Source organism: Paraburkholderia ultramafica (assembly GCF_902859915.1).
GTDB classification, from domain to species: Bacteria; Pseudomonadota; Gammaproteobacteria; order Burkholderiales; family Burkholderiaceae; genus Paraburkholderia; species Paraburkholderia ultramafica.
In genome coordinates this window covers 1-12,064 of record NZ_CADIKK010000074.1, presented here as the reverse complement: position 1 = coordinate 12,064, position 12,064 = coordinate 1, and the positions used below count along the sequence as shown (strand labels likewise).

Here is a 12,064-nt window from a genome sequence, read left to right as displayed (position 1 = left end):
GCCATCGCGGCTTGGGAAAGGGCCTCTTGCGCCCTTATGGCGGCGTAAGACGATCGATTGCCAACTCCCATCACCCTCGCTTGTCCGTCTGCCGAACAAGTTGACAATACCTGCATTGGTCCTGTGCGTAGACGAGAAGAGCCAATGTCAGGCGCTCGAACGCACACAGCCCATGCTGCCGATGGGCTTCGGCTACGTCGAAGGCGTCACGCACGACTACGTTCGCCACGGGACCACCACGCTGTTCGCCACACTGAACGTACTCAATGGCGCAGTGCTCGCCACCTGCAAGCCGCGTCATCGGCATCAGGAATTCCTGTCGTTCCTGCGCGAAATCGACAAGGCCGTACCGGCTGAACTCGACGTGCACTGCATCGTCGACAACTATGGCAGTCTTAAGCATCCCAAGGTCAAGGCGTGGCTGGCAGCAAAGCCCCGCTGGCACATGCATTTCATTCCCACCTACAGTTCGTGGCTTAACCAGGTCGAACGCTTCTTTGCGCTGATCACTGACAAGGCCATCCGCAGGGGCTCGTTTGGCTCGGTCAAACAACTGATCAAGCGTATCGATCAGTTCGTTTCCCATTACAACGAAAACTGCACACCATTCATGTGGACCGCTTCCGCTGATTCCATTCTCGAAAAGCTACACAGACTTTGTTCGCGAATCAGCGGAACGGAACACTAGCGCAGACCATCGGCGCGGTGCATCGCTTCTTTCGCGTCTGCCTCCGCCGTTGCGCCGCGCGGTTCTGATTGCAGCTCGAGGTCAGCTAGCGATTCGACTTCTTTGACGCCTTGCTTGAAGCCCTTGACCGCGAAGCCGAGATCGCTGCCGATATTGCGCAGCCTGGTCGTGCCGAACACGAGCGCGATGATCGCCAGCACAATCAACCAATGCCAGATGCTCAGGGAACCCACGACTACTATCCTAAAGATTGCCGCGCGAGTCTGTGCGACTTTGAACATGGCACTTTGGACGGGAAGCCCCGCCGCCTGCATCCGTCGAGCGGGTTGATAAAAACCGTCGACAGATACATAGCAACGCTGTAACCAGGAAGGCGACCGGCATCCACCCACACTTTTTACTGACGAACCCAAAAGTTAGAGCAGCGGCGGGCCGGATACAATCCTACCGACGTATGCCGATTGCTCACGATCGTTTGAGCCATCGATATGTTCGTATGGTCCAGTCGGATTTCATTTTCTGTCGACTATTCGAGCATTGGCACTGAAGTTGTGCACGAGAGCCGGTTTGGCAGCTCTCAGACTGGCGCAATTGTCGGCGCGCGCCCCGGTACAGGTCGTGGCGGCAAAATGACCGTTCAGTCAATGAGCAAAAGAAAATGGCTAAAATGTCATGTCTGTGCAATCGCTGTGAGTCGTGGGCTGGGTACACTTGACCGCGGAGGCATCGATCCCGCTTAAGCCTCCTGACATAGGAGTAGTCTGCGATGCGGATATTGATCGTTGAGGACGAGCCGAAGATGGCGTCCTACCTTCAAAAGGGGCTAACGGAAGCAAGCTTCACCGTTGATATTGCGGCGGACGGACGAGACGGGCTGTTCCTCGCGTTACACGAAGATTTCGATTTGATCGTGCTCGACGTGATGCTCCCGGAGCTGGACGGACGCGAGGTGCTCAAACGCTTGCGGGCGGAAAAGCAGACGCCGGTGCTGTTGCTCACCGCACGAGACACGGTCGAAGACAAGGTCGCCGGTCTCGAACTGGGCGCTGACGATTATCTTGCGAAGCCATTTGCTTACGCCGAACTTCTCGCAAGGATTCGCACGCTCATGCGTCGTGCCCCGCACGTCGCGCGGGATATCCTGCAGGTCGGGGATCTCGAGATCGATCTGATCAGGCGAAGAACGCGGCGCGGGAGCACGCGCATCGACCTGACAGCACAGGAATTCGCGCTTTTGCAACTCCTTGCCGAACGGCAGGGGGAGGTGCTGACCCGAACATTCGTGACTTCACAGATCTGGGACATGAACTTTGACAGCGACACGAATGTGGTCGATGTTGCCGTCAGACGGCTTCGCGCGAAAATTGACACTGCATTCGATAATAAATTGCTGCATACCGTTCGGGGCATGGGCTACGTTCTCGAGGACAGGTCGTGATTGCCTCTGCCGGACCCTATTCGCTGCTCAGGCGACTGACGATCGCATTTTCGATCGTTGCGCTGTTGGTGTTTGCATTGGTGAGTGGCTTCCTGTACCGCTCGCTGGCGCAAGAACTTCAACGACGCGACGACCATGAGATCACTGAAAAGCTGGATGAGTACCTGCAACAGGCTCGCAACTTCGGTTCAACACAGGCGCTGCTTCGGAATAGCGCCGGGTTCCATGAAGATTTGAAGCCGCATCCCGCCGTACATCTCTCGATCCTGGACGGGCGCGGCGACATCCTGGTCCAGCGCTCGAATAACGCTACGCATGAGCTGAAATCTGTCGGGCCGGGGCAACCGTATCAGCATGTAGCCTATTCATGTCATCCCTCAGCCCTCGGATCCTCCCGCTGCATCTTCGCAGACGAAACCTTAGCCTCGGGCGAAGAGATACGCATCTTGCTCGCGCACGTGGGAGCTGACCGGCAATCGATACTCTGGACCTATCAAGCAGATGTCTGGCTTGCTATAGCCTTCGGGACGATTCTGATGGGCACCTTGGGTTACGCGGTAGCGAGGCGTGGTCTCTCGCCCGTGAAAACGATCGGCCGTCAGACAGCCAGCATTGAAGCGCACCGCTTGAACGAACGCCTCGATATCAGCGCCGGCCCCACGGAATTGCTGGAAATCGCCTTGTCGGTCAATCGGATGCTCGACCGTCTGGAGAAGGCGTTCACGCGCCTGTCGCAGTTTTCGTCGGACTTGGCCCACGATATCCGGACCCCATTGGCGACCATCATCAGTTCGTCGCAGGTTACGCTGTCCCGCGCGAGGACGACGGAGGAATATGAGATCCTGATCGAGTCCAATATTGAAGAGTGCGAACGCCTTCAGCGAATGGTCCAGAACATGCTGTTTCTCGCACGGAGCGACAACTCGGAACAGCACCTCAAGATCAGCGAAATCGACTGTCGAAGTGAACTCACCAGGCTCACTTCATATTTCCAGATCATCGCCGACGCGACGGATGTCTGCTTTTCGATCGAGGGTAACGCAACGGTCCTCGCGGATCCGACCATGTTCAGACGTGCGGTCAGCAACCTGATGTCCAACGCCGTGGACCATGCGGCGACGGGATCCGCCATTAAACTGCGTGCGTATCAATCGGGCGAATACGCGACCGTCGAGGTCACGAATAAAGGCCAGCCCATTTCCCCGGACCACATCGACAAGATTTTTGATCGGTTTTACCGGATTGATTCCTCGAGACACGGATCCGCAAAGAACACCGGCCTGGGTCTGGCGATCGTGAAATCCATCATGGAGATGCATCGAGGCAAGGTAGACGTCGTGAGCGGTGGCGACAGCACTACATTTTCGTTGTATTTCCCCACCCGACCTGAGTCCAGTTCGGCCGTCGTAAAAGGCGACCGGTGACGGGCATTGTATTGTGCTTGTGCAACATCGGCGGACAACGCGCGGAAAAGGAGGCGCTACTGTCGATCCGACATGGCCGATACAATGGTCATCCGGCTCCGAAAACTTTCGATGCCTAATTTAGGTAGTGTCAACTTGCCGGGGAACACGCAGGCGAAGGCACATCAAATAAGGATCACTAACTTACGCGGCACGGCGATCCAGCATAGGATTGCCAGTTACGGTTTCCCATGCCTCGACGGCCTGGTTGCGTGCCTGCCGCTTCTGCTGCGCGTTCGCGTTGTAGCGGCAGTGCATGAACAGGTTTGCCACCTGGTCATGGACCGATGTGAATCGTTGCAGCTGACGCGCCGACTTGAAGCGGCGCATTACCGTTTCGCGTACCCGGGTTGGCTGGTGCGAATTCTCCGCCCGGTTGTTCAGTCCCTTGTGCTGGCGGTGTTCGACTTTCAGCCCGAGATCCCTGTTTGCTGCCGCGTAGCTCTTGAGCTTGTCGGTGATCAGTACACGCGGCGCGCGCCCGTGCTTCCTGAGCAGCTTGCGCATGAGGCGCCCGGCTGCATGCCTGTCGCGCCGGCTTTGCACCAGCACGTCGAGCACCGCGCCATACTGATCCACCGCACGCCACAACCAGTGTTTCTTGCCGTTGATCGTGACTACCACTTCGTCGAGGTGCCACTTGTCGCCTCGGGCCAATGCGGTAGACCGGATGCGTCGGGCAATGCCCAGGCCGAACTTCACCGACCAGCGGCGCACCGTTTCGGAAGTGAGCTCAACGCCCCGGGCGGCCAGCAACTCCTCGACCATGCGCAGGCTCAGCGGAAAACGGTAGTACAACCACACCGCATAGCTGATCACCTCGGGCGGGAACCGGTAGCCGGCATAGATTGCGTCGGTGGCGGGTGCGTTGAGTTGCAGGGCGGCTCGTGTCATGCCCGGGATTGTCGCATTTCCGTCAACATGCCAACAACGTGACAATGCCACCTTAGGAACGGCTGTCTCATACCTGCGTATGACGGGATTACTGTGACGGCTCCCGCTACAACGCCGCCAAGACTCGAACACTCGCTTCTGGACGCATCAAGGCATCCAAAAGTATGAGCGCGTTATGCCCACGGAGGACTGTAGCGACCGTTCGTGCAATGGTTTTCTTTTGCTCGTCCGTCTATTTTGATTCCATGGAGTTCGCGATTTCATTTGAGTGGCAGACATGTTAGACGTTCCGCGTAACTGAACTTATATCCGTAGCAGCGCGTACGACGAGTACACGTTCGTCCCCTGACTGGATAAGAACTGTATCGCAGGACTGTTGACCTTACTTTAGCCGCATCTGTATCCAGTGAGGGTCACGATGAGCAGGAACGCAAGAGATTTGGTCCAGCTGCGTCGAGACGGTCCAATGTCGGCGGTATGCGGTACATAAGATGAACGCCGACCAAATCGCTCGACCACCTATCCTCTGGCCGATTGGACGAAGGGCGCCATGGTCGCGTTGATCGTGGATGCCGCAGGAGATTGCCATGTTCATCTATTCGATCCGTTATCGCGATGTCTGCGGCCGGTGGTCGGTTGCCTTCGCACAGGCCGCTTCACAGTCCGACGCTGAAGCGATTGCAACCTGCCGTTATGGCGCGTTCCATTCCGTCAGCCGTGCCGGATTGGTTCATTGAACAAGGTAGCCTGGTAGTCTGAACGGACAGATCTGACCGGAGCGGCAATTCCAGCCGATGGCATCGCTTACCCAGCGAATGGCTGCTTGCGAGCCCCCGGCTCGGCGTCGCGTGTGGCTACTTCATCCGGCCCAATACTGTGCAACAAGGGACTCCTCGCCTCTTACTCAGCTTTTCCTCAGGAAACCATGCTCTAGCAATTCCGGCTCTTTTGAAAACGGAGTGGGTAACGTCCCTCAGCGTGCGTGCGAGTTGAAAGCGGAGAAATCGAGCTTGCCGGCGATGAGGAAAAGCACGGTTCGCATGGTTTCGAAGCGCGCGTATCCGCGAGCCTTGCGCCTGGCGGCCTGAAACAGACCGTTGATGGCCTCGATGAAGCCATTGGTCTGGCGTGTCTGGGTCCAGGCGACGATGCCGTCGAAATGCCGGCGAATCAGGCGCGCCACATCCTTCATCGGCTCGACCTTGGAGCGCATGACGTTGGTGCACCACTGCTGCAACATTTCGGAGACGACATTGATTTGCTTGCGCTCGAGAATCTCCCGCAGTTGCTCGCGATACAACCAGGCGCGGGCCGTGCGTTTGGTAGTGAACTGACTGACGAGTGCCGCGAGGTCGGTCAATTGCGCCAGATTCAGTTTGTTGGGGTCTTTGAGCAGCGTCCAGCGCATGCCTTTGAGTTCCGGGTCGACCTTCTGCTGTTGCCGACGCACTGTATCGAGCGCCTTGGACGCGTGTGCGACGACGTGAAACTTGTCGAAAGTCAGCCGCGCTTCGGGCAGATGTTCATTGACGCCTTTGATGAAAGCCGGCGACATGTCGATGCTGACCGAGCTTACTTGCCCGGGCGCACCACCGTGTTCGCTCAGGCAGGCGGAAAAGCGCTCCATCGTGCTGGAATCCTTGCCTGTGGTGACGAACACGACCCGCCGCGCCTGCATATCGGCGACCAAAGTCAGATACTCATGACCACGCCGATAGGACGTTTCATCGACCGCCACTGTCGTTACGCCCGAAAGGTCCGCTGCCGCCAATGCCAGTTCTACATAACGCGAACAGATAGCGTGTACGCGGTGCCACGACAGATTGACGGTACGCGCGACAGCAGCAAACGGCATCTGCTGCGCGAGCATCAGCACAAGCGCCTCGAACAGCAGCGTGAAGCCGCTGAGTTGACCAACCCAATCCGGTTCGACCAGGCGTACGGAGCCATCGGGTAAGCGCACACGAGGCACGCGCACATTGAGGAAGCACTCGTGCTGAAAGAAATTCAGGTGGCGCAGACGCTTGATTTGAGTGTCGTGCACGGGATGCTCACCGCTAATTCCGGCATACGGAAACCGGCTGCCCGCGACGAAGTCAACAGCGATGTTGAGTTGCCGATTAGCCGCATCAAAGTCCACACTCTGGACGTACCAGGGCGCCGTGATGCCGAGAGCAGATTCAAACAGTTGATTGGTCATAGATGCTTTGTATTCCATGGCTGGTTGCCGCATTCTGCCGCAACCAGCCACGACTCAGCTTACTGCTTCACTGCGCCTCAAGGGTTCGCTTCGCCGGGCTCACGCCCGCCCTTGACCCGCCGAACCGGCCCACGCGAAATTTAAAAGAGGCTCAATTCCACGAATTCCAACGGGCACTCTTGAGCCCGCTCACCGCCTGGGCTCAGGCGGCCGCGAAATCGCTTGCGAACCCGGCCAGTCCGCTCGCCTATGTGCTGGGGGCGACGCGCCTGTCCGCCGGCTACGAGCTGCTGTACCGTCTCGGCAAGGACTATGAGAAGGCCGAGTTCAACCTGCACCAGATCGTCAAGGACGGCCGCAACATTCCGATCGTCGAACAGACGATCGTCGAAAAGCCGTTCTGCCGGCTGTTGCGCTTCAAGCGCTATTCCGACGACAGTGACGCCGTCACGCAACTGAAAGAAGAACCCGCCGTGCTGGTGTGTGCGCCGCTGTCGGGCCACCATTCGACGCTGCTGCGCGACACCGTGCGGACGCTGCTGCAGGACCACAAGGTGTACATCACGGACTGGATCGACGCGCGCATGGTGCCGATCGAAGACGGCCCGTTCGATCTCGACGACTACATCGCGTACATTCAGGACTTCATTCGTCACATCGGCGCAAAGAATCTGCACGTGATTTCGGTTTGCCAGCCGACGGTGCCCGTGCTCGCCGCCATTTCGCTGATGGCGAGCCGCGGCGAAGACACGCCGCGCACGATGACGATGATGGGTGGCCCGATCGATGCGCGTAGGAGCCCGACGTCAGTCAATTCGCTCGCGACTCAGCACTCGATCGGGTGGTTCGAAGCCAACGTGATCTACGCCGTGCCGGCGAACTATCCGGGTGTCGGGCGCAAGGTTTATCCGGGCTTCCTGCAGCACATCGGCTTCGCGGCGATGAATCCGGAGCGGCACGCGGCGGCGCATTGGGACTTCTATCAGAGCCTGTTGCGCGGCGACGAAGACGACGCCGAAGCGCACCGCCGCTTCTATGACGAATACAACGCCGTGCTCGACATGGATGCCAACTATTGCTGCTACAACGCAGACCCTCTCCACCACGGCCGCAGCGTCGGCATGACGGCAAAGTCGCAGTGGCGAAGAGCAACCAGCGCTGGTGTTCTGACGGCTTTGAGTTTCGCTGCGACAACGGCGAGCCGTTGCGCGTGACGTTCGCGCTCGATTGCTGTGACCGCGAAGCAATGAGTTGGGCGGCGACGACTGGCGGCCACAGCGGCGATGTGGTGCGTGATGTCATGCTGGCAGCCGTCGAGAACCGCTTTGGCAACGTCCTGAAGGCGCCGACGAAAATCGAATTGGCTGACGGACAATGGCTCGGGCTACATGGCAGAAAAGACCAGGACCTTCGCGTCTGGAATTGGTCTGAAGCCATTGACCACACCGCAGCCCGCAAAGTAACGGCATGGCGGAAAGCTTCGTGAAGACGATGAAGCGTGACTACGTCGCCTTCATGCCGAAGCCCGACGCAGCGACTGCGGCGCACAACCTCGCCGTCGCGTTTGAGCATTACAACGAGCAGAATCCTCATAGCGCACTGAAGTATCGCTCGCCACGCGAGTTCAGGCGCAGGACCGATTCATCAACCCAAGTGTGAGGTGGTGTCCGGAGGTACAGGGGCAAATCCAGCATGTGTATTCGCGCTGACGCTCGTAATGGCGCGTCAAGTCACGCTAGCTAATCTCTATTCCGTCAATCAATGACCGCGCATAGTCGATCGCTTCCTCGAGTATTTCTATCTGCGTTTCCTGTTTCTTCAGCAGTTTTCTAAGCGCAGCTACCTCTCGAAGCGCGAAAAGAAGACCGACTGAATCTTCGCAAGATGGATTCTGCCGCGCGCCGCCCGTTCCGTTGGATTGCGCCCCTGAACGATCTGTCATCATCTCGGGCCATTCCGCAGATGCCATGTTTTCGACGCAATGCCGCTGGATGACGCTACGTTCCCTGACGCGTCCGGATTTTGGGACGTCGACATCAAAGGTCTCGCGATGCCATTCCTGACGATATTTTCGATACATGGGCAAAACCATATCAAGCTCGGTAGGCAATCAGATCATCAAGCAGCATGTCGTGACCGGAGCACTTTGTGCGGTAGCTTTTCCTTTCGTGCAGCAAAGTCTGGCGATAAGAGCGCAGCGTAAAGCAAGGCCTTCCGCTTCCCGTCAGTTACGCCACGCGCGAGACTTCTGCCAAAGACTACTAACTCGTACGGCAGCTTTATACGACTTCGAAATGGGCGCTCCCTTGACGACGCGAGTGCCATAGAAGAACGGAAGACAGTTTGGTTGAGCGTTGAAGGATGATGGTAACAACCCGTGTGCGTCCTGATGTTCAAAGGTTGCGCCATCTCGATCCAGTGCTGTCCTGATTTGCTCAACCAGTTTCTATTGGACACAAATGCGGCTCAGGTCCACCGTTCTTCGATATACGTTCCTGTTCAGCCAGGGGACGAATGTGTACTCGTCGTACGCATTGCTACCGATAATGATCCAATTATGCAGATTGTTTGACATGGCTGGCTCACAAATGGAACGGTCTATCGATGGAACCAAGATAGGCGGACCACCCAAAGAAAACTATTGTGCGAACGGTTGCCGCATTCCACCATGGGCATCGTATCCCTCATGCACACGTATGTCTCAAATGGTAAATAAGGCAAGTTCTCTAGCCCTGACAGCACCATTCTGAACTCCACCTCCCGTCAGCAAGTGGTGCGTAGAGATGAGACAGCGTTCCAAAGAAGGAGAAATCCCTGCCCTTCGCACAATGGCGCCGTTTGTCTTGCAAACCTAAATTAATTTCACGGTCCATGCATGTGGTTGAAACGCCTCCAACGGCGTCGCCGCGTTTGGCCAATTCCCGCGGTCCTATCAACGTGATGAGTATTCCGTCGTATGCAAAATCGGGGCCGAACAATTGGAAGGCAGATGCCACTCCGTTATACGGCATGACAAACTTCCGCAAAGGAGAGGATTTTCCAGATGGTAAGTGACTGAAATTCAATTGACGTAAGCACAGCGAAATACGGCAATGCGCGTGCCATTTTTCACGCATCGCGGGAAAGAACGCATCGCACCGCTCGCTATGCGTCGCGGCTGCGCCTCGCAATTTGTCGTTGTTGTCGATTGAGCCGCAAATTTGCAAGCCTCAAAGGGGAAACAAATGAATCGTAGAGAAATGATGCGCACGAGCGTGCTAGCCTCTCTGGCAGTCGCCAGTGCATCAGCACTTGGCCAAAGCACTGCTTCCGACACCACCGCGCCAGAGGTCAGTTTCCGCCAGGAAAGTGACAGCATGGGGCCTGTCAACGTTCCGGCCGACAAGCTATGGGGCCCGGAGACGCAGCGTTCGCTCGAGCACTTCAGCATCGGCGACGATCTGATACCGCGCGAAATGATCACGACGTATGCGATCCTGAAGAAGGCGGCGGCAAACGTCAACTTCGCCGCCAAACGGTTGACCGAGCAGCAGCACAACCTGATCGTTCAAGTCTGCGACGAAATTCTCGCCGGTCAGCATCATGACATGTTCCCTTTGCACGTCTGGATGACGGGTAGCGGCACACAGTTCAACATGAATGTGAACGAGGTCATTGCTAACCGCTGCTGCCAGCTTGCGGGCACACCACTAGGCAGCAAGAAGCCGGTTCACCCGAACGATCACGTGAACATGGCGCAATCGTCGAACGACACATTCCCGACTGCGATGTACATGGCCGCGGCGATCAACGTCAAAGAGCGGCTGATGCCCGCCGTGGCTGCCTTGCGAGATTCGATCAACGCGAAGGCTGAAGCGTGGAAGGACATCGTCAAGATCGGCCGCACCCACATGCAGGACGCAGTGCCGATCACACTCGGGCAGGAATGGTCCGGATATGTCGGCATGCTATCAGACAACCTGGAACGCTTTGACGACTCGCTCAAGGGTGTCTACCGGCTCGCAATTGGCGGCACGGCAGTTGGAACGGGGCTCAATACGTCGCCTGGCTTCGACAAGGCGGCGTCCTCCGAAATTGCGAGGCTTACCAGGTTGCCCTTTGTGTCGGCGCCGAACAAGTTCACCGTGCAGGGCGCGCATGATGCGCTGGTTCACCTGTCCGGCACGATGCGCACGCTCGCGGTCTCGCTCTACAAGATTGCGAACGATATCCGGCTGATGTCGTGCGGGCCCCGTGCGGGGTTCGCGGAATTGATCATCCCAGCAAACGAACCGGGTTCGTCGATCATGCCGGGCAAGGTCAACCCGACGCAGGCTGAAGCACTCACCATGGTCGCCGTGCAGGTGATCGGCGATGACGTCTCGACTGGTATCGGCGGCGCGAGCGGCTACCTCGAAATGAATGTGTACAAGCCCCTGATCATTTTCGATATCACGCATTCGATCACGATCATGACCGACTCGTGTACCAACTTCCGCAAGTTCCTGATCGAAGGGACGAAGCCCAACCTGAAGAAGATCAAGCAAGACGTCGATCGCTCGCTGATGCTCGTGACCGCCCTCTCGCCGGTGATTGGCTACGACAATGCCTCGAAGATCGCGCACTACGCGTACGTTAACGACCTCACGCTGAAGGAGGCTGCAGTGAAGCTCGGCTATGTCAAGGCGGCCGAGTTCGACAAAATCGTCGATCCGAAGAAGATGGTGATGCCGTACGTCGCGCACGCGGACGCGGAAGACTGAGCGGCACCTGCTTCGGGATGGAACGCGGCGCTAACCGGCAATCGAGGTCGGCCGGGTAACGCCGCACACGTTGGTGCGACGAATGGCATGGGAAACCTCGTTCCCTCTCAGTCATTCAATCAATCGTCGAGCGAAGCGATGGAGCCTGAAGCAGCAGTGACGAATCTATCCGTGCCGGTCTTGCTGACGCTGTCCGGGGGCTTTCTCGACGCATTCACCTACATCGGCCATGGCAAGGCAGTCCTGCAGGCGCAGCGGCACCGAGTTATACGGCACGCAAAGGGATTGCATGACAGAACGGTCATTTTGCCGCCACGCCCTGTTCAGGGACTCAAGCCGAGAATCGCACCAACCTGAGAGCTGCCAAACCGGCTCTCTGGCACTCCTTAGTGTCAACGTTCGAGTAGACGACAGAAATGAAAAGCATGCATACCTTTGCGAAGCGCATGTTGGCTTGTGCAACCACAGTCGGCAAGACGAATGACGCGGATGGGATCGGCCGGGCCACTCAATCGCGCTGGATAGCGCAAGGGGCGCCATCATGCTGACCCGGCGGCGGCTTTACGTATCGATCGGCGTTGCGGCAGCCGTTGCGATTGGCGGACTCGTCGTCCTGCGTGTCCCGGCTTCGACCGCGCC

9 protein-coding genes and 3 pseudogenes are annotated in these 12,064 nt (G+C 57.6%); 8 read left to right on the top strand and 4 right to left on the bottom strand.

Annotated features, from left to right (window positions below; all coding sequences use genetic code 11):
* Positions 1 to 688: IS630 family transposase (locus HV744_RS35220; RefSeq protein WP_246279363.1), on the top strand; the 688-nt coding region annotated here is incomplete at its 5' end.
* Here HV744_RS35220 and tatA read toward each other — a convergent pair.
* Positions 685 to 921: a Sec-independent protein translocase subunit TatA gene (tatA, locus tag HV744_RS35215; protein WP_175153875.1), complete on the bottom strand. Its 237-nt coding sequence runs from the start codon at positions 919 to 921 to the stop codon at positions 685 to 687. The genes HV744_RS35220 and tatA overlap by 4 nt on opposite strands.
* Positions 922 to 1,454: 533 nt before the next feature.
* Here tatA and HV744_RS35210 point away from each other — a divergent pair.
* Positions 1,455 to 2,126: a heavy metal response regulator transcription factor gene (locus HV744_RS35210; protein ID WP_175153874.1), complete on the top strand. Its 672-nt coding sequence runs from the start codon at positions 1,455 to 1,457 to the stop codon at positions 2,124 to 2,126.
* A complete protein-coding gene (locus tag HV744_RS35205; RefSeq protein ID WP_175153873.1) occupies positions 2,123 to 3,550 on the top strand; it encodes a heavy metal sensor histidine kinase in 1,428 nt (475 codons plus the stop codon). The genes HV744_RS35210 and HV744_RS35205 overlap by 4 nt, the downstream gene beginning before the upstream one ends.
* Positions 3,551 to 3,733: 183 nt before the next feature.
* On the opposite strand, the gene HV744_RS35200 is transcribed toward HV744_RS35205, so the two are convergent.
* Positions 3,734 to 4,483: an IS6 family transposase gene (locus tag HV744_RS35200; RefSeq protein ID WP_175153877.1), complete on the bottom strand. Its 750-nt coding sequence runs from the start codon at positions 4,481 to 4,483 to the stop codon at positions 3,734 to 3,736.
* A gap of 587 nt (positions 4,484 to 5,070) precedes the next feature.
* Between HV744_RS35200 and HV744_RS35195 the strand changes: the two genes are divergently transcribed.
* Entirely contained in the window at positions 5,071 to 5,220 is a 150-nt protein-coding gene (locus HV744_RS35195) for a hypothetical protein (RefSeq protein WP_175153869.1), read from the top strand.
* 236 nt (positions 5,221 to 5,456) lie between these two features.
* Here HV744_RS35195 and HV744_RS35190 read toward each other — a convergent pair whose 3' ends face one another.
* Positions 5,457 to 6,683 (bottom strand): ISL3 family transposase, encoded by a 1,227-nt coding sequence (locus HV744_RS35190; protein WP_175153876.1) that lies wholly within the window; start codon positions 6,681 to 6,683, stop codon positions 5,457 to 5,459.
* A gap of 179 nt (positions 6,684 to 6,862) precedes the next feature.
* Here HV744_RS35190 and phaZ point away from each other — a divergent pair.
* Positions 6,863 to 7,759, top strand: a pseudogene (gene phaZ, locus HV744_RS35185) (polyhydroxyalkanoate depolymerase); the annotation flags it as partial.
* Positions 7,723 to 8,342, top strand: a pseudogene (locus HV744_RS35180) (integrase core domain-containing protein); the annotation flags it as partial. The pseudogenes phaZ and HV744_RS35180, both read left to right, overlap by 37 nt.
* Before the next feature lie 76 nt (positions 8,343 to 8,418).
* Here HV744_RS35180 and HV744_RS35175 read toward each other — a convergent pair.
* Positions 8,419 to 8,763, bottom strand: coding sequence for a hypothetical protein (locus HV744_RS35175; protein ID WP_175153872.1), 345 nt, complete (start codon positions 8,761 to 8,763; stop codon positions 8,419 to 8,421).
* 1,162 nt (positions 8,764 to 9,925) lie between these two features.
* Here HV744_RS35175 and fumC point away from each other — a divergent pair.
* The gene (fumC, locus tag HV744_RS35170; protein WP_217469202.1) at positions 9,926 to 11,425 is read left to right on the top strand and encodes a class II fumarate hydratase; all 1,500 of its coding nucleotides are present in this window, start codon (positions 9,926 to 9,928) and stop codon (positions 11,423 to 11,425) included.
* A gap of 138 nt (positions 11,426 to 11,563) precedes the next feature.
* A pseudogene (locus HV744_RS37880) lies at positions 11,564 to 11,659 on the top strand (YoaK family protein); the annotation flags it as partial.
* Between the last annotated feature and the right edge of the window lie 405 nt (positions 11,660 to 12,064).

Excerpts from the sequence above, each read along its gene's own strand:
- HV744_RS35210 (WP_175153874.1), top strand. The coding sequence starts at position 1,455 with ATGCGGATATTGATCGTTGAGGACGAGCCGAAGATGGCGTCCTACCTT.
- HV744_RS35200 (WP_175153877.1), bottom strand. The coding sequence starts at position 4,483 with ATGACACGAGCCGCCCTGCAACTCAACGCACCCGCCACCGACGCAATC.
- HV744_RS35195 (WP_175153869.1), top strand. The coding sequence starts at position 5,071 with ATGTTCATCTATTCGATCCGTTATCGCGATGTCTGCGGCCGGTGGTCG.
- HV744_RS35190 (WP_175153876.1), bottom strand. The coding sequence starts at position 6,683 with ATGACCAATCAACTGTTTGAATCTGCTCTCGGCATCACGGCGCCCTGG.
- HV744_RS35175 (WP_175153872.1), bottom strand. The coding sequence starts at position 8,763 with ATGTATCGAAAATATCGTCAGGAATGGCATCGCGAGACCTTTGATGTC.
- fumC (WP_217469202.1), top strand. The coding sequence starts at position 9,926 with ATGCGCACGAGCGTGCTAGCCTCTCTGGCAGTCGCCAGTGCATCAGCA.